This is a genomic window from Kitasatospora sp. NPDC088264 (assembly GCF_040685715.1).
In the GTDB taxonomy this organism is placed as follows: Bacteria; Actinomycetota; Actinomycetes; order Streptomycetales; family Streptomycetaceae; genus Kitasatospora.
Window position 1 is genome coordinate 1 of record NZ_JBFBIR010000042.1, and the last position, 17,876, is coordinate 17,876.

Consider the following 17,876-nt stretch of genomic DNA (forward strand, 5'->3'; position numbering starts at 1 on the left):
GGTTACATTCCGAACCCGGAAGCTAAGCCTTACAGCGCCGATGGTACTGCAGGGGGGACCCTGTGGGAGAGTAGGACGCCGCCGAACAATCATTCACAGAGAACCCCCATCCGGGAAACCGGATGGGGGTTCTTTGCATTTCCGGATAATCTCAACAATCCGCTCGGGCTATGTCCACCCGCAGGTGGTGCTAGGACCACCTCGCAATTGGGGTGGCATGGCCAGTGCCTGGAGCGGGTCGTTCGTGAACACTTGTGGAGGACGATCGAGACCGGCATCAGGAGTTTCCGTGGCAACAGCGAGTCGAACGAGCGGCGTGACCGTGCGCGCGCAGGCCGAGGCGGCCGTCGCGTCGGGCGGCCAGGGGCTGGTGCGGCTGGCCCTCCTGGTGGTGGGCGCGGTGCCGGGGCTGGTGCTGCCGGTGGGAGCGGCGGTGGCGGCAGGTGGGGTCACGGCCTCGGTCTTCCAGGATTCCTACTACCCGGTGGTCCTGTTCGGCCTCGCGGTGGCGGCCGTCGCCGGCGCCCTGGTGGCGGTCCTGTTCGTGCGCCGGACGGCGAGCCGGACGCGCCAGCAGCTGGAGCGCTGGTACGGCATCCGCCTGCCGGCCGTGTACCAGCCCCGGCCCGCGTTGGAGCTGGACGAACGTGGGCATTGGTGGACGGGCTACTCGTACCACCGTTCCCGGACGGTCGCGAAGTACGCGCAACTGCTGCACTGGGGCGCCCGGGACCGGACCACCCGGTCGGAGGTGGCCTGGCTGGCCATCAGCCCCGTCCTGGTGGTGGCGCTGGCGGGTCCGGTGGCCATTCTGATGGTGCTGGGCGTGGCCTGCATCCTGACGCCGCTGCCTGTGGACGGGTTCGGGCCGGTGCCCGCACGCCTGGTGTCGGTCCTGCTGAGCGCCGCGCTCGGGCTCGGCATGGTTGCGGTCGGGGTGCTCGTGGCGCCGTACGCGGTGCGCGGGTACGCCGAGGTGGCCCGCCGGGTACTGGACCAGGACGGCCGGGCGACGCACGCCCAGCTGACCAGGCGGGTGGCCGAGCTGACCGAGACCAGGGCGGACGCGGTCGGCGACCAGGCGGCGGAGCTGCGGCGGATCGAGCGGGACCTGCACGACGGCGCGCAGGCGCGACTGGTTGCGATAGGGATGACGCTGGGCACGATCGAGCACCTGATGGACACCGATCAGGCAGCAGCTCGGGAGTTGCTCTCCGAGGCGCGGCAGTCCTCGGCCCGGGCGCTCCAGGAACTGCGGGACCTCGTTCGCGGCATTCACCCACCGGTGCTCGCCGAGCGTGGACTGGGCGACGCCGTGCGCGCCTTGGCGCTGGACAGCGCCCTGCCGACCGAGGTGTGCGTGAGCCTGCCGGACCGTCCACCGGCGCCGGTGGAGGCGGCGGCCTACTTCAGCATCTGCGAGCTGCTGGCCAATGCGGCCAAGCACTCCGGGGCGGAGCAGGTGTGGGTGGACATCCTGTACCGGGCCGGGCTCCTGCGGATCACGGTGACGGACGACGGGGTGGGCGTGGCGGATCCGTCCCGGGGCACCGGCCTGCGCGGGATCGAGCGGCGATTGGGTACCTTCGACGGTGTCCTCGCCATCGACAGCACGTCGGGCGGTCCGACCACCATCACCTTGGAGCTGCCGTGCGAGTTGTCCTCGCCGAGGACCTCTACCTCCTTCGCGAAGGCCTGATCCGACTGCTGGAAGCGCACGGTTTCACCATCGCCGCGGCCGTGGAGACGGGCCCCGAACTGCTGGAGGCGTTGCTGACCCACCGGCCGGACGTGGCCGTGGTCGACGTCCGGCTGCCCCCGACGCTCACCGACGAGGGGCTGCAGGCGGCGCTGAAGGCCCGCAAGGAGATCCAGGGCCTGCCGGTGCTGGTGCTGTCGCAGCACGTCCAGCAGCTGTACGCGCGGGAACTGCTGGCCGACGGCACCGGCGGGATCGGATACCTGCTGAAGGACCGGGTGTTCAACGCCGACCAGTTCATCGACGCGGTCCGCCGGGTGGCGGCCGGCGGAACGGCGATGGACCCGGACGTGATCGCGAAGCTGATGCAGATCACCTCGCGTCGGCCCGGCCCGTTGCTGCGGCTGTCCCCGCGCGAGCGCGAGGTACTGGAGCTGATGGCCGAGGGCTGCTCCAACTCGGCGATCGCCGCCCGCCTGGCGGTCAGCGACGGCGCGGTGGCCAAGCACATCGCCAACATCTTCACCAAGCTCGAACTGGCCCCGGCCGAGGACGCCAACCGCCGGGTGCTCGCGGTGCTGACCTACCTCAACGGAACGGCCGGGCCGAAGGGCTGACGATCCGCCCGGTCCACGGCGGGCCGGTCGTCAGCCCCGGACGGTGACACGCCAGGCTGCGGAAACGCTGAAACAGGTGTACGAGTAAACTCCGGTGGGCCGAGCCCGGAGGTCGCTCAGCCGTCCGGCGCCCCGACAAGCGGGAACCGGCAGCCGAGGCAGCGTACGGCAGCAGCCGACATCCAGGGGTTGATAGACGTAATGGCACGCCCAACGCTCACCAAGGCCCATCGGGGCCTGCTCGGCCTGGTCGCGGCCGGCGCCTGCATCATTTCGGGCATCGGCTTCGCGGGCTCGTACAACGCGGTGCGCGAACTGGCCCAGGAGAAGGGCTTCGGGGCCTTCTCCTACGCCTTTCCGATCGGCGTCGACGCCGGCATCGTCGTGCTCCTCTCGCTCGACCTGGTACTGACCTGGCTGCGGATTCCCTTCCCGATGCTGCGGCAGACCGCCTGGGTGCTGACCGTCGCCACCATCGCCTTCAACGCGGCCGCCTCCTGGGGCGATCCACTTGGCATGGGGATGCACGCCGTCATCCCGGTGCTCTTCGTGGTCGTGGTCGAGGCCTCCCGGCACGCGGTCGGCCGAATCGCGGCGATCACGGCCGACCGGCACATGGACTCGGTCCGGGTGATGCGCTGGCTGCTCTCCCCGGTGCCGACCTTCAAGCTCTGGCGCCGGATGAAGCTCTGGGAGCTGCGCTCCTACGACGAGGTCGTCCGGCTGGAGCAGAACCGCCTGGTCTACCGGGCGCAGCTGCGCTTCCGGTACGGCCGCGGCTGGCGCCGCTCGGCGCCGATCCAGGCCCTGCTGCCGCTCAAGCTGGCCAAGTACGGGGTACCGCTGGACCCGACGCTGTTCGACCGTCTGGACGAGGAGGCGCGCGAGCGCGAGGCTCGGGAGGTTCTGGCGGAGAAGGAGGCGCTGGAGCTCCAGCGGCAGGACGGCCGCGCCGCCACGGCCATCGCCCAGGCCGAGGCCGCCGCGCCCGCGGCTCCCGTCGCCGCCGCCCCGGCTCCCGCTTCGGCCCGCCCGGAGCCGGTCCAGCAGCCGCAGCAGATACAGCAGGTCCAACCCCAGGCCCAGACCCAACCCCAGCCCGAACCGGCCCCGGCTCCGGTCGCCGTCGCGCCGATGTCCGCCGAGGTGGCCGCGCCGATGCTGGCGAAGCTGGCGGCCGTCCGGCTGCGCGCCGCGCAGGAGCCGGACGGAGTGGCGCAGGAGGCCCCGCAGCCGCACCGCGAGGAGCTGAACGTGTGGACCGAGCGCCCGGTGCGCACCACGGGCCACCCGTCCGACGCCGCCCCCGGCGGGCGGGTGCCCGGCCAGGCCTCGCCGTGGTTCAAGCCCCCGCGCCCGGTCGCCGAGGAGCCGGTCCTCCCGCAGCAGCCCCAGGCCCAGGTCGCTCAGGCGGCGGGGCTCGCCGCCGAGCCGCAGCCCCGCCACCCCGGGCAGCCCGTCCCGGCCGGGCAGCCCGCTCAGGCCGGGCAGCCCGTCCACGGCGAGGAGTTCGTCGCGGCCGAGCAGTTCCCCGTCCACGACGAGGAGTCCGCGCCCCGCTCGGCTCCGTCCCGGCTGGATCCGGACCTGGCCTATGACGCCCTGGTCAGCTACATGGACAACCACGAGCACCAGCCCGACCCACAGCGCCTCGCCGAGTGGCTGACCAAGCAGTACGGCGTCACCGGCAACCGCCCGGACGGCTCGGTCCACCCCAAGGACGTCGCCGAGCTCTACCCGCAGCTGCGCGACCGCTACGCCGCCGCCGGGAGGGACTGACCCGGGCCGCCTCGGCCGGACGCTCCGTCGAATGCTCCTCCGCCCACCGCTCGGTCGGCCATTGACGCCCGGTCCGACCGGAGCTACCTTCGCCTCAACAAACTGTTGAAGTGCTGGTCCGGCGTGGAGGAGTGCGGATGTCGCAGGTCGAGGTCGACGGTAACGGACCGACGGGCGGGGCCTCCTTCTCCGCCGCCGCCCGCGCCGCCGTGGAGGCGCTGCTCGCCCCGGTCGACGCCGACCTGGCGCGCCGCTACCCCGGCGACACCGGGACCAGGCAGCCGGTGCACACCGTCTACGTCCCGGCCGACGCCTTCGCCGTCGACACCGTAAGGGAGTGGGGCCGCCAGGCCCTGGAGGCCTTCGACACCCACGCCGGCACCCCCGCCGAGCTGGCCCGTGCCCTCGGCGTGGCCGACGACGAACTGCTCGCCGACGTGCACGCCCGGGTCCGCGCCAAGCTGGAGCGCGAGCCGGTCGAGGACCTGCGGATCGACTTCGAGGACGGCTACGGACCCCGCCCGGACGCCGAGGAGGACGCCGCCGCCGTCCGCGCCGCCGAACTGGTCGCCGCCGCCGTGGCCGAGGGCACCGCACCGCCGTACCTCGGCATCCGGATCAAGTGCATGGAGGCGGCCGTCCGCGACCGCGGCATCCGCACCCTGGAACTGTTCCTGGCCACCCTGCTGGCCGGCGGCGGCCTGCCGGACGGCCTGGTCCTCACCCTGCCCAAGGTGACCTACGCCGAGCAGGTCACCGCGCTGGTCCGGCTGCTGGAGGACTTCGAGCGCCGTGCCGGGCTGCCCGCCGGCCGGATCGGCTTCGAGATCCAGATCGAGACCACCCAGGCCATCCTCGGCCCGGACGGCCGGGCCACCGTGGCCCGGATGATCGAGGCGGCCGAGGGCCGCGCCACCGGGCTGCACTACGGCACCTTCGACTACAGCGCCTCCTGCGGCGTCAGCGCGGCCCACCAGAGCATGGACCACCCGGTCGCCGACCACGCGAAGGCGGTCATGCAGGTGGCCGCGGCCGGCACCGGCGTCCGGCTCTCCGACGGCTCGACCAACGTCATCCCGACCGGCTCCACCGAACAGGTGCACGTCGCCTGGAAGCTCCACCACGACCTGGTCCGCCGCTCGCTGGCCCGCGCCTACCACCAGGGCTGGGACATGCACCCGGCGCACCTGCCGACCCGCTACGTCGCGGTGTACTCCTTCTACCGCGAGGGCCTGGCGGCCGCCGCCGCCCGGCTGGCCGCGTACGTCGCCAAGGCGGGTGGCGACGTGATGGACGAGCCGGCCACCGCCCGGGCGCTCAGCGGCTACCTGCTGCGCGGCCTGGACTGCGGCGCCGTCGACCCGGCCGAGGTCACCGCGCTGACCGGCCTGGACCGCGCCCGGTTGGACGCCCTGGCCGGGCGCTGACCCCGCGACCGGCCGACGAAGCCCGGCCAGGGCCTGTGGCGTGTCTTGTGGGTCAGGCCGGGACCGACCTGACCCACAAGACACGCCCTAAGCTGGCGGTGCCGCCCCGGGACGCCCGGGGTGTGCGCCGCCAGCCGTCGCCGTTTCCGGGAGAACCACCGCGTCATGTCCGCCACGCCGGAACCGACCGCCAGGCCGTACCTCACCATCCGGCGGGCCGGCAGTCACGAGACCGAGATCAAGAAGTCCCGGTTCATCTGCCACCTCGCCCGGGTCGCCGACGAGGAGGAGGCGCAGGCCTTCATCGCCGGCATCCGCAAGCAGTACTGGGACGCGCGGCACAACTGCACCGCCTTCGTGGTCGGCGACGAGCAGCGCCGCGAGCGTTCCAGCGACGACGGCGAGCCCGGCGGCACCGCCGGGGTGCCGATGCTGGAGGTGCTGCGCCGACGCGGCCTGACCGACACCGCCGCCGTGGTGACCAGGTACTTCGGCGGCATCAAGCTCGGCGCGGGCGGCCTGGTGCGGGCGTACGGGAACGCGGTGTCCGAGGCGGTGGACGAGGTCGGTCTGCTGGAGCGGCGGCCGGTGGCGCTGCTCGCGGTGACGGCCGACCACGTGCGCGCGGGGCGGGTGGAGAACGACCTGCGGGCGGCCGGGTACACGGTCAGCGACCTGGCCTACGAACCGGCCGGGGTGCGGATCGAGGTGGGCGTACCGCAGCCGGAGGTGCCGGCCTTCCACGCCTGGCTGGCCGAGGCGACCGGCGGTACCGCCGTCGCGGTCCCGGCCGGCCGGACGTACGTCGAGGTGCCGGTCTGATGCCGGAGCAGACGGGCGGCGGCGCTTTCGGCCACCTATTCGGCCAGATCGCGGCCGATCCGTTTCGGAGCCTTGCGGGGCGTGCCTAGCCTGGTCCGGTCGTCGAGCAGGAAGCCGCCCCGAGATGCCCGTCGTCCAGACCGTCACCCTGCCGCCGGGGGCCAGCACCGGCTGGCACTACCACCCGGGCCGGGTGGACGTGGTGGTGCTGTCCGGGACGCTGACCCGGACCCTGCACGACGGCCGGGTCGAGGTCAGCCGGGCCGGGGACTCGCTGGTCGAGGAGGCCGGACCGGTCCACGTCCACGTGGGGCGCAACCTCGGGGACGAGCCCGTGGTGCTGATCGCGAGCTACGCCGCCCCGGCCGGTTGCGCGTTGGCGGTGCCGGTCGCGGAGCCCGAGTGGAGTCGCAGCGGTGCCCGGCCCGCCGAGGCCTGACCCGCCGATGTCCGAGCAGGGCCGCTCCGGTGCTGTCGCTCGTCGCCCGTCGCCTGTCGCCCGCCGCCCGGCGATGAGGGCGGGTCGGACCGGGAGCCGCGCCACGCGGTGCGCGGCTTGAGCAGATTCACCCGAACGTATTGACGTGGCCCGGAGTTGGAACTTCCGCTCCGGGCCGTGGCGTTTCCTGGGCAAGGATCCGGCCGAACCGGACGAATAACCCATCGATGGAGGACACCAGACCCCACCCCGCACCACGGAGGTATGCGCATGACCTCAGACCGCTTTTCGTCGCCCGCCGGCGCCGACCTGACCGGCCCCGCGACGCCCTACCGGATGACCGTCACCACCACCCTCCCGCACCGCGAGGCCGTCGCCCTGGCTGACGAGCAGCTCGCCGCCTGGCTGAAACAGGAAGGCTGCGAGGAGCCCCCGCCGGCTCCCCGCGCCCTCACCGGGCCGCCCCCGGCCGGATCGGCCTCGACGGGGACGGCTCCAAGCCGACCGGAACCGCCCGAACTGACGCCCCCTGGACTGACGACGTCCGGACCGGCGCAGTCCCGATCGGCCCCCGCCGCCGAGCGACTGCGCCTGGGCGACCGCGTCCTGCTCGACCGAGACCGGGGCCCGCTGCGCGGCGGCCCGGCCGCCGGCCGCTACGACCGCCGACGCCTGCGCACCCCGACCCCGCACGGCACCCAGCAGCTCACCCTGACCGTGGCCACCGGGGCCGACGGCCCCACCTGGGTCCGGCTGGAGGCCGAGACGCACAGCACCGGCAACGGCGTGCGGACCCCCTGCCGGGTGCCGGTGCCCGAACTCGCCCGCACCCTCCTGCCGCTGCTCGACGCCACCGACGGCCCGGCCGCCGTCCACCCGGCTCCCCGGGTGATCACCGCCGGCGAGGTCGACGGCCTGATCGACGAGCTCTGCGACCCGGAGCGCCGGCTGCCCGTCGTGGTCGCCAGCGTCCCGGTGAACCTCCCGCTCGACCGCTGGGTCGAGGACGTCGTCCGCCCGCTCTGCCACCAGCTGCCCGGCCTGGCCACCGCCTACGTCCTGGACCCGGGCGCCCGGACGGGGTTCAACGTCGCGCTGGAGTACCACAGCGTCTACGGCGGAGCGGTGCGCACCTACCTGCCCGAGGTCGACCCCGCCTCCCGGTGCGACGGCGCCCGGCACCCGGTGCTCGCCCGGGGGCGAATAGAGCAGGACATCCGCCGTGCGGCCGGGCTGCTCGCCCGCGAGCCGCGCCGGCTCGCCGCCGACCTGCCGCTGCCGCCCCCGCTGGCGGCCGTCCCGGTGCTGCGGGTCGCCCCGGCGCCTCCCCGCGCGGCCGTCAGCCCGGCTGGGGACCCGGCCGTCGCCCGCGCCGAGCTGGCCGCGCTGGTCCGGGAGGAGCAGCAGGACCGGGCCGAGCAGCAGGCCAGGGCCGACGAGCTGGAGCGGGTCCGGCGCACCCTGCGCCACGAGCGCCGGGACAACCGCGTGGGTCGGGAGAACCGGGACAAGCAGGACGGCCGCGAGGGTCATGAGGGCCGCGACCGTCCGGAGCTCCGCGAGCGCCACGACGGTCGGGACAGCCGGGACGGCCACGTACGGGCCGGCTCCCGCGCCCTCACCGGGCGCCACTGCATCCTCCAGGGCGCCGCCGGGCACTTCGCCGCCAAGCCGTCCGCCCGGCCCGCGAAGCCGGAGACCTTCACCGAACTCATGGCCAGGATCGACGAGTTCCCGCTGCTGACCTTCACCGGTGACCAGAAGAACGCGCTCGCCCTGGACGGGCTCCGGTGCTCCGGCGCAGGCTGGGCCCGGCTCGCCTGGGACGGGCTGACCGCCCTTCAGGAGTACGCCGAGGCGGCGGTCCGCGGCGCGGCCGGCGGCGACTTCAAACAGTGGTGCGAGCACACCCCGGAGGGCTGCCACCACTTCCCGCCCCGCAAGGCGGTGCGCGGGGAGTCCCGGACGGTGTTCAGTCACACCAAGTGGAAGCGCGAACGGATGCTGCCCGTCCCGGAGAGCGTGGACGCCTCCCGGCGCGCCTTCATGGGCGCACACCTGCGGATCGGCGGCGGCCGTACCGCGCCCCGGCTGCACTACCTCGACGACTGCTCGGGCAGTGGCCGGATCTATGTCGGCTACATCGGCCTGCACCTGACCAACACCCGGACCAACTGAGAGGCTGGGCTGACCACTGCCGCCCGTTCGGTGGACAATGTCCGGCAGGGGCGGGCCGCAGGGTCGCCGGCCGCCCCGGGCAGGCGCCGGACGAGCATGGGGGAACGACGACCGATGCAGCACTCAGCAGACGGCCAGCCCGACGGCACCGCCACCGTCCAGTTCCCCCGGCCGGGCTTCCTCGCCTCGGTCTTCAGAGAGCTCAACACCGACCAGGGGCAGGGCCTGGACCCGGACGCCGCTGGCCCCGGCCCGGCCGCCCCCGGTACGTCCGGTGACGTCATGCCCGATGACGGTGCGTCCGGTGGTGACGTGTCCGATGACGGCACGTCCGGTGGTGCGGCGTCCGGCGGCGGCCCGGCCGAGCCCGAGGAGTCCATCGCCGCCCACGGCCGGGCCGCCGCCCTGACCCACCACCGCACGCTCACCGTCCAGGCCGAGCACGACCGGCTGGCCGACCTGCTCCGGCGGGCCGCACTGCCCGTCTCGGCCATGGACTTCGAGAGCCAGCTGCGCCACTACGAGCCCCGCCCCTACCCGGCCGACGGGCCGGAGACCGGCAGTGAGGCCGAGCCCCGCTGGGCGGACTTCGCGCCCGCCGGGCCGGCCACCGCCGACCCCGACGGCGCCCCGGCCCGCCGCCTGCTCGACTCCGGCTACCAGCGCGAACTCGCCCAGGCCCGGCTGGCCCACCAGCGTTCCCTGCGCGAGTGGCGCACCCGCCGGGCCGAGGCCGGCAACCCAGCCGCCGACGAGTCCCGGCGCGTCCACGAGGCGGCCGAGGAGGCCCGGGCCCGCGCCGTGCGGGAATACAACGAGAGCCTGGAGGAGTGCCGGCGGGCCTACCGGCTGTCCGAGCCGGCCGCCGTGGAGTCTCTGCTGGAGCGGGCGCTCGCCGCCGCCGAGACCGCCACCCAGGACCTGCCCGCCCCCTGCCGGGCGGTCTTCCGCCCGCTCACCCGCACCGCCGTGCTGGACCTCGACCTGCCGCCGCTCGACCTGGTGCCCTCGCTCACCGGCTACCGGCTCGCCCCGGACGGCGACATCGTCCCGGTCCCGCGCCCGCCGGCGGACCGGGCCACCGACTATCTGCGCCTGGTCGCCCGGCTCGCCCTGCGCGCCCTCCAGGCCGCCGACGCCGTCGACACCGACGAGATACTCGCGGGCGTCGTGCTCAACGGCTGGCTGCGCGAGCCCGGCGCCGCCGAGCCGCTCTGCCTGGTCAGCGTGGACGCCGACCGCGACGCACTGGCCCGCACCCGGCTGCTGCCGCCCGCCACCCCGTACGAGGAGCGCGACGACGAAGGCGTCTACGCCGACGCCGAGCAGGACGAGGCGCTCGTCCGGCTGCGCCAGCTCGGCGCCGCCGTCACCCCGGACCCGTACGGCCGCGTGGGCGTGCAGCCCGCCGCGCAGGCGGGTGCCGCCGTACCGGCCGCACCCGATCTGTCCGCGAACGAGTTCGCCCAGCTGGTGCGCGACCTGCTCACCCGCGGCGGGCTCGCCGAGTGGAGCGTGCGGCTGCGCGGCCCGGCCGGACTGGTCGCCACCGGCGAGGGGGCCCCGGGCAGCGCTCTGCCCGGCCGCTGGGTGGTCTGGGCCTCCCGGGGCGCCACGCCGGTCAGCGCGGAGGAGATCGCCACCCTGGCCGAGGCCGTTCAGGAGGAGTCCGCCGAGCGCGGCCTGCGGCTGACCACCGGCCGCTTCGCCGACGAGGCCCTCGACCTCACCGGCGAGGAGAGCCACCGGCACATCCACCTGGTCGACGGCGACGGCGTGAGCGAACTCGCCCGCACCCACCTCGGCCTGCCCCTCGCCGCCGGCCGCTGACCCCACCTCCGGTCCCCGCCCCCACCCTCGTCCCCTTCCCCGTCTTCGCAGCTCACCCCGACGGACCGCCCGGCGGGCGAGCCCCCGCACCCGACCCGAGGCTGGGGAACGGGCACCGGCGGAGCAGCGGCACCCCGGGCGATCACCGTCGAACGGTCGTCCGATACGGTCGGCGGTCGGCCCGGCCACGGGCGGACCCCAGGGGGAGAGGAATGGGCAGAGCGCCCGGCAGACCACACGGCGGCACCCGCCGGCGCCCGCACGGCGGATCGACCCACCCGGAGGCGGCCCGGTGACCGCCGTCCTGGTCGCCGCCGGGGCGTTCCTGATGACCCTGATCGGCGGCTTCGTCGCCCAGCGAACCGGTGACCGCCGCCACCTCGTGCTCGGCTTCGCCGCCGGCCTCATGCTCGGCGTGGTCGCCTTCGACCTGCTGCCCGAGGCCATGCGCCAGGCACCGGACGAGGTACACGGCGTGCCGCAGGCGCTGCTGATGTTCGCGGTCGGCTTCCTCACCATCCACGTGGTCGAACGCGCGGTCGCCATCCACCGCGGCCACGAGAGCGAGTACGCCGAGCACACCCACGGCCACCAGCACGCGCACGCCCACCACGCCGGGCGCCAGGGCGTCGGCCTGACCGCCGCGCTGGCCCTGGTCGGGCACAGCGTGATGGACGGCTTCGCGATCGGCGCCGCCTTCCAGGCCGGCACCACGGTCGGAACGGTCGTCGCCATCGCCGTCGTCGCCCACGACTTCGCCGACGGCTTCAACACGTACACGATCACCCGGCTCTACGGGAACAACCGGCGGCGGGCGCTGGCGCTGCTCGCGGCGGACGCGCTGGCCCCGGTGTCCGGCGCCGCGATCACCCTGGCCTTCACCATCCCCGAGCACCTGCTCGGCCTCTACCTCGGCTTCTTCTCCGGGTTCCTGCTCTACCTGGCCACCTCCGACATCCTCCCGGAGGCACACAGCCCGCACCCCTCCCGCAGCACCCTGCTCTGCACCGTCGCCGGGGTGGGGTTCATGTGGCTGGTGATCGGCCTCGCCAACTAGGCCTGGCTCGGCAGGGCCAGGGCAGGACGGGACGGGGCCTGACGCGGCGGACCGCCCGGCGCCGCCGACCGCTCCCGCATCACCGCGCCGCGCCCGGGGGCGCCGTCCGCGGTGGTGGACCGGCTGCGAGGAAGCGGGCCTCGGCGGCGCGCAGCACTCGTAGCAGCACTTCCTGCTCGTCGGGACTGACCTCGCCGAAGTACTCCTGGGCCACCTCGTGCCGGACCTGCCCGATCCGTTCGACCGCTGCGCGGCCCGCCTCGGTCAGCAGGATCCGGACCGCCCGCCGGTCGGCCGGGTCGGGCCTGCGCTCGACCAGGCCGGCCTCCTCCAGCGCGTCGACCACGGTGGTCGCCGAGCGCGGGGCGATGTGCAGCCGCTCGGCCAGGTCGCTCAGCCGCATCGGGTGGTCCGGCAGCTCGCAGCCGGGCGCGTGGGCCAGGGTGTTCAGCGCCCGGGCCTGGCCGGGGGTGATGCCGTACGGCTCCAACTGCCGCCCGGTCTGCCGACGGATCCGCTTGATCGCCCTGGTCATCGTGTCGGCCAGCTCGGCGGCGGTGTCCGAGGCGGTGGCGTCTGAGGCGGTGGTGTCTGAGGCGGTGGTGTCCGAAGCCGTGGTGCCCGAGCCTGCGGTGTCCGAGGCGGCCGCCTCGGCAGGGGCGCCGGGCGGGCCGGGGGAGGGGTCCGCCGGGTCGGTCGGTGTGGTGGTCATCGGCGGTCTCCTCGGCAGGCGTCCGCCCCAGGGTATCGGCCGGTCCGGGGCCGGTGGCCGACAGCGGACGGCGCCCGGAGAAAAATGTTGAGCTTGGCTCAGTATCTGGGTTAGCGTAGCCCCAACTGAGGGGACCCTAAGTTCCCTCCCCGGATCCTGGAGGGCCCGTGCCCCGCTCCGAAGCCCGCGTCACCACCGACCGCCCCGTCCGCTACGCCAAGCAGCTCGCCGCCCACATGGGCCGCAAGATCGAGGCCACCTTCTCCGAGGAGACCGGCCGCGGCACCCTGGTCTTCGGCGCCGGCACCGCCACCCTGGAAGCCCGGCCCGACGCGCTGCTGCTCACCGTCGAGGGCGAGCGGGAGAACCTGCCCGGCCTGGAGGACGTCGTCGGCCGCCACCTCGTCCGCTTCGGCGCCCGCGACGAACTCGTCATCGAATGGCACCGCGACAACGGCGAGACCGGCCTCGTTCACCGCAACGACGACCCCGAGGCCTGACCGCTGCCCCCGCCGCCCGGCCGGGGCAGTCGCCGGGCCAGCCCCCACAGCACCAGGGCGGCCAGGCACCAGCTGGCCACCACGTCCAGCAGCCAGTGGAAGTCGCTCCACACCAGCCCCGCGCCGACGCCCACCGCCAGCAGCACCGCGGCCGCCGTCAGCAGGCGTGCCGCCCACGGTCCCGCCACCCGCACCAGCAGCAGCGCCGCCACCCCGTACGAGAGCGACGCGGTGGCGGTGTGCCCGGACGGGTACCAGCCCCACTGTTCCGGCGTCAGCGGATCACCGAGCGGGCCCGGCCGGGCGAACGCGGCCTTGGCCGGCACCACCAGCAGCGGGATCAGTCCGGCGGTCAGCGCCGCCACCGGCAGCGGCAGCCACCAGCACCCCGCCGCCCCCGTCCGGCGCCACCGCCACGCGGCCAGCACGCCGGCCGCCAGCAGCACCGGGATCGCGGGCACGCTGTCGCCCAGGTCGGACAGGATCCGGCCCAGTTGGTCCAGCAGTGCGCTGGGGTGGTCCCGGTGGGCGGTCCGGACGGCTCCGCGGACCGCGCGGTCCCATCCGAGCAGCGGGCCGTCCACCGCCACCTGCCACGACACCAGCAGCAGGACGACCGCCGCCGTCAGCGGCACGGCCACCGAGCGGGCCACCCGGCCCGGAACGCCGGACAGCCGCCCCGGAGCAGGGGGGAGAGCTCCGGGGCGGCTCTGATGATCGCCGTTCCGTGCGCCCCGGGGGGTGTGGGTCGGACGGTCGGTCGATCGGTCTTCGGTGGGTGCCACCCCTCCCGGGGCGGCCTGGTCGTCCTCGCGGCACGCATGCGGACCCGCCGTCGGGGGCGACCCCGCAGGCGGCTCCGCCCATGGCTGCGGCTCGCTGTCCATCTGCGATGACACTACGTCAACAGCCTTTCCGCGCCGAGCGCCTTCAGCGATTCCCCACATCATCTTCACCCCGCTCCGGGCGGCCCTCCGGGAGCCCCGACGACCTGGCCCGACCGGGCGGCGGGTCCGTCCGACCGGCCGGTGACAACCGAACGGCCCGCGAGGACCAGAGGTCCCCACGGGCCGTTCAGCGCTGTCCGGACAACCCTCCGGAGGGGGTTCACGACCTGACGGGCGACACCGCTCAGACGGCGGCGAAAGCGCCCTCCAGGATGTCCAGGCCCTCGGCCAGGAGGTGCTCCGCGATGACCAGCGGCGGCAGGAAGCGCAGCACGTTGCCGTAGGTGCCGGCGGTCAGCACCACCAGGCCCTCGGCGTGGCAGGCCTTCGCGATGGCCGCGGTGGCCTCCGCGTTCGGCTCCTTGCCGCCCGGCTTCACCAGCTCGACGGCGATCATCGCGCCGCGGCCGCGGACCTCGCCGATGATGTCGAACTTCTCCTGCATCGCCCGCAGGCGGCCCAGCATGATCTCGCCGATCCGCTGCGCCTTGCCGTTGAGGTCCTGCTCCTTCATCGTCTCGATGGCGCCCAGCGCGGCCGCACAGGCCACCGGGTTGCCGCCGTAGGTGCCGCCCAGACCGCCCGCGTGCGCGGCGTCCATGATCTCGGCGCGACCGGTCACCGCCGCCAGCGGCAGACCGCCGGCGATGCCCTTCGCGGTGGTGATCAGGTCCGGGACGATGCCCTCGTCCTCACAGGCGAACCACTGGCCGGTACGGCAGAAACCGGTCTGGATCTCGTCCGCGACGAACACGATGCCGTTCGCCTTCGCGTACTCCACGATCGCCGGCAGGAAGCCCTTGGCCGGCTCGATGAAGCCGCCCTCGCCCTGGATCGGCTCGATGATGATCGCGGCGACGTTCTCGGCGCCGATCTGCTTGTTGATGACCTCGATCGCCTGCGCGGCGGCCTCGGCGGCGCAGTTCTCCGCACCCGTCAGCCAGCGGTACGGGTAGGCCACCGGCACCCGGTAGATCTCCGGGGCGAACGGGCCGAAGCCCTGCTTGTACGGCATGTTCTTCGCCGTCAGGCCCATGGTCAGGTTCGTACGGCCGTGGTAGCCGTGGTCGAACACCACGACGGCGGTGCGCTTGGTGTAGGCGCGGGCCACCTTCACCGCGTTCTCGACCGCCTCGGCGCCCGAGTTGAACAGCGCGGTGCGCTTGTCGTGGTCACCCGGGGTCAGCTCGTTCAGCTGCTCGGCGACCGCCACGTAACCCTCGTACGGGGTCACCATGAAACAGGTGTGGGTGAAGGCGGCCAGCTGCTCGCTCGCCTTCGCCACCACGGCCTCGGCGCTGTTGCCGACGTTCGTCACGGCGATGCCGGAGCCGAAGTCGATCAGCGAGTTGCCGTCCACGTCCTCCAGCACGCCGCCGTTGGCACGGGACACGTACACCGGCAGGGTGGTGCCGACACCGGCCGCCACCGCACCCAGCTTGCGGGCCTGCAGCTCCTGCGACTTCGGACCGGGGATCGCGGTGACCAGGCGGCGCTCCTGCGGGAGCGGCGTTGCGGCGCTCATGGTGTTCTCCAGACTTCTCGGCTCGGTGCTTCGCAGGCTACGGCCGCCCTCCCCGGCCGGGCATGCGCCACTCGGTAGCACTGAGCCGTCCGACTTGTCCGGCACGGCCAGCGCGGGTGGTGCGACTACCAGCAGGCCCCGCTCCACTACATTGAGCGCGGGCGTGTCGCCGGTACGGCGGCATGGGTATGGCGGCACCGACGGCGATCGGGCCGGGCGGGCGAGGGAGCGGGGCCGTACATGGCGCACGACGGGGCACACCACCACACCGATCGGACCACCACCAGACCCCCGGCCCCCATGCCGCACCAGCGGCCCGGCACCCGCACCGACGGGGCCCCCGCCTTCGACCTCCCCACCTGGGCCGCGGCCCCGCGCCCGGAAGCCGAACCCGGCGTCTACCGGCTGGGCTACCGCCCCATCGACCCGGAGCGGGCGGAGGCGGCCCAGGTCGCGGCCTGGCCGCTGCTCCTGCGGGCGGGACTCAACGCGGTGGTGGGGTGGTTCGCCTATCTCTACGGCACGCAGCTTCTGATGTACGTGCTCGTGTGGTTCGGCGGACAGGCCGGCATCGGTCCGCTCGCGTCGCCGTCCGAGTCCGAGGCCATGTTCACGCTGTTGGTGGTCAACGCGCTCGTGATCGGCGTCGTCATCAAGCTCTTCGGCCGGATGGGCCGTTGGCCCGAGGTGTGGCGGCGGTACGTGTCGCCGTTGCTGTCGCGGGCGGTGACGCAGGAGCAGCCCGCGGAGGAGGGCGTGGCGGTGGCCCAGGTGGTGCGGCGGCTGGACCCGTGGGGCGGGCTGCGGCAGGGCGGGGCGGCCGAGGCGGCGGGGCGGCTGGAGCGGGAGGCGGTCGGGGACGTCGACTACGTGCGGATCCAGCGGGCGTGGGAGTCGGCGCAGGCGGATCCGGCGTTCGTGCCGGCCTTCGTCGAGCAGGTGGTGGCGCGCGGTGGGGCGGCCTTCGCGCACCCTTCGGAGTCGCGGGAGCTGGCGGACCGGGGTGAGCGGCACGATCTGCTGCTGGGCCAGGTCTGCCTCGGGACCGCCCAGGACGTGCCGAAGAACCCGCTGAGTCATCGGGCGGCCGGTTTCGCGCTGGATCCGGCGCTGCTGGGCACGTCGCTGCTGGCGGTGGGTCCGGCGGGGACGGGGAAGACGGCGCGGCTGGCGCGGCCGGTGGCGGAGGCGCTGTGTCTGCAGGCGCTGGCCGGCACCGCGTGCGTGGTGGTGGTGGGGGCGGCGGACGCGGATCTCGGCCCGGACGCCTGGTACGACGTGGTGATCGCGCCCGGTGATCCGGCGTCGGTGTACGGGCTGGACCTCTACGGTGCGGCGCAGGATCCGGACGAGGCGGCCGCCCGGCTGGCCGAGGCGCTGCTGCCGGACGAGTTGACGGCGCGCGCGGAGAACGCCCGGACGGCGCTGCAGCAGGTGGTGGGCCCGTTCCACGCCGCGTACGCCCGCTATCCGGGGGTGCGGGAGCTGCGGGCGCTGCTGGCCGGTGAGCCGGACGTGCTGGCGGCCCTGGTGAAGGCGCTCGGGGTGGCGGGCCGGCTGGCCGTGTACGAGCGGGACCTGGAGCACCGGGAGCGTCAGCGCGGCCGGGCGGACGATCCCGGGGCGCTGCTGGCGGACCGGCTGGCGCTGCTGGACCGGCCGGCCTTCGAGGGCGCCTTCGCGACGGACGGCACCGGGCGGCCCCCGTTCGCGATGCGGGTGCTGGACCATCCGTTGCGGGTGCGGGTGAAGCTGCCGGAGCGCAGCCATCCGGAGGCCGCGCGGATGCTGTCCCGGTTGGTGGTGGGGCAGTTCGTGCAGGCGGCGGGGGCCCGTACGGACCGTTCGCTGTTCGCCGGCCTGGTGGTGGACGACGCCTCGGCGGCGCTGGACGCGACCGCCGTGCGCGGGGTGCAGCGGATGCGGGGGGCGAACGCGGGCGCGGTGCTGCTGCTGCGCACGCTGGTGGATCTGCCGGAGGCGCTGCGGGCGCCGTTGTTCGGCGCGGTCGGCTGCCGGATGGCGTTCCCGGGGATCGCGCCGTGGGACGGCCGGCTGTTCTCGGAGGCCTGGGGGACGCACCTGGTGCAGGAGACCGCGGTGACCCACACGCCCGACACCTCGGGCGGCGTGGTGCGGCGGGCCGGGCGGTTGGGGCGGCGGGCGTTGTCGGGGACGGCGGCGCAGACGGAGTCGGTGACGACGCGGGACGTGGAGCGCTTGCGCTGGTCGCCGTCGGATCTGGCGCACGCGCTGCCGGCGGGGCACGCGGTGGTGTCGTTGACCGCGGTGTCGGGGGAGCAGGTGCCGCCGTTGCTGGTGGATCTTCGGGGCTGACGGGGCG

14 protein-coding genes and 1 rRNA gene are annotated in these 17,876 nt (G+C 74.4%); 12 read left to right on the top strand and 3 right to left on the bottom strand.

Annotation, left to right across the window (positions count from 1 at the left end; all coding sequences use genetic code 11):
* The 10 genes from rrf to AB0O82_RS26860 all read left to right on the top strand — a co-directional run.
* Positions 1-87 (top strand): 5S ribosomal RNA (gene rrf, locus AB0O82_RS26815); the annotation flags it as partial.
* 202 nt (positions 88-289) lie between these two features.
* Positions 290-1,699 (top strand): histidine kinase, encoded by a 1,410-nt coding sequence (locus tag AB0O82_RS26820; protein ID WP_363586499.1) that lies wholly within the window; start codon positions 290-292, stop codon positions 1,697-1,699.
* Positions 1,651-2,316 carry a response regulator transcription factor gene (locus AB0O82_RS26825; protein WP_063347646.1) on the top strand — a complete coding sequence of 222 codons (666 nt, stop codon included), beginning with the start codon at positions 1,651-1,653 and terminating at the stop codon, positions 2,314-2,316. Before AB0O82_RS26820 ends, AB0O82_RS26825 begins: the two co-directional genes overlap by 49 nt.
* 201 nt (positions 2,317-2,517) lie before the next feature.
* Entirely contained in the window at positions 2,518-4,095 is a 1,578-nt protein-coding gene (locus AB0O82_RS26830) for a DUF2637 domain-containing protein (RefSeq protein WP_363586500.1), read from the top strand.
* 137 nt (positions 4,096-4,232) lie between these two features.
* Positions 4,233-5,522, top strand: a complete 1,290-nt coding sequence (locus AB0O82_RS26835; RefSeq protein ID WP_363586501.1) for an aldolase/citrate lyase family protein — start codon at positions 4,233-4,235, stop codon at positions 5,520-5,522.
* A 165-nt stretch (positions 5,523-5,687) separates the two neighbouring features.
* Positions 5,688-6,344 (top strand): YigZ family protein, encoded by a 657-nt coding sequence (locus AB0O82_RS26840; RefSeq protein WP_363586502.1) that lies wholly within the window; start codon positions 5,688-5,690, stop codon positions 6,342-6,344.
* A 124-nt stretch (positions 6,345-6,468) separates the two neighbouring features.
* Positions 6,469-6,783 (top strand): cupin domain-containing protein, encoded by a 315-nt coding sequence (locus AB0O82_RS26845; RefSeq protein WP_363586503.1) that lies wholly within the window; start codon positions 6,469-6,471, stop codon positions 6,781-6,783.
* A 270-nt stretch (positions 6,784-7,053) separates the two neighbouring features.
* On the top strand, positions 7,054-8,961 hold the full coding sequence (locus tag AB0O82_RS26850; RefSeq protein ID WP_363586504.1) for a hypothetical protein: 1,908 nt from the start codon (positions 7,054-7,056) through the stop codon (positions 8,959-8,961).
* 114 nt (positions 8,962-9,075) lie between these two features.
* Positions 9,076-10,791, top strand: a complete 1,716-nt coding sequence (locus AB0O82_RS26855) for a restriction endonuclease (protein ID WP_363586505.1) — start codon at positions 9,076-9,078, stop codon at positions 10,789-10,791.
* A 328-nt stretch (positions 10,792-11,119) separates the two neighbouring features.
* Entirely contained in the window at positions 11,120-11,848 is a 729-nt protein-coding gene (locus tag AB0O82_RS26860; protein ID WP_363586539.1) for a ZIP family metal transporter, read from the top strand.
* Positions 11,849-11,927: 79 nt separating this feature from the next.
* Here the strand turns inward: AB0O82_RS26860 and AB0O82_RS26865 are convergent, their stop codons facing one another.
* Positions 11,928-12,560, bottom strand: a complete 633-nt coding sequence (locus tag AB0O82_RS26865) for a MarR family transcriptional regulator (RefSeq protein WP_363586506.1) — start codon at positions 12,558-12,560, stop codon at positions 11,928-11,930.
* Positions 12,561-12,727: 167 nt separating this feature from the next.
* Between AB0O82_RS26865 and AB0O82_RS26870 the strand changes: the two genes are divergently transcribed.
* Positions 12,728-13,060, top strand: coding sequence for a DUF2218 domain-containing protein (locus AB0O82_RS26870; protein WP_363586507.1), 333 nt, complete (start codon positions 12,728-12,730; stop codon positions 13,058-13,060).
* Here the strand turns inward: AB0O82_RS26870 and AB0O82_RS26875 are convergent.
* Together AB0O82_RS26875 and gabT are read right to left on the bottom strand one after the other, a co-directional pair.
* The gene (locus AB0O82_RS26875) at positions 13,033-13,701 is read right to left on the bottom strand and encodes a phosphatase PAP2 family protein (RefSeq protein WP_363586508.1); all 669 of its coding nucleotides are present in this window, start codon (positions 13,699-13,701) and stop codon (positions 13,033-13,035) included. The genes AB0O82_RS26870 and AB0O82_RS26875 overlap by 28 nt on opposite strands.
* Before the next feature lie 490 nt (positions 13,702-14,191).
* Positions 14,192-15,532, bottom strand: a complete 1,341-nt coding sequence (gene gabT / locus AB0O82_RS26880; protein ID WP_363586509.1) for a 4-aminobutyrate--2-oxoglutarate transaminase — start codon at positions 15,530-15,532, stop codon at positions 14,192-14,194.
* A 240-nt stretch (positions 15,533-15,772) separates the two neighbouring features.
* On the opposite strand from gabT, the gene AB0O82_RS26885 reads away from it, so the two are divergent.
* Positions 15,773-17,869 (top strand): ATP-binding protein, encoded by a 2,097-nt coding sequence (locus AB0O82_RS26885; RefSeq protein WP_363586510.1) that lies wholly within the window; start codon positions 15,773-15,775, stop codon positions 17,867-17,869.
* Positions 17,870-17,876: the final 7 nt, after the last annotated feature.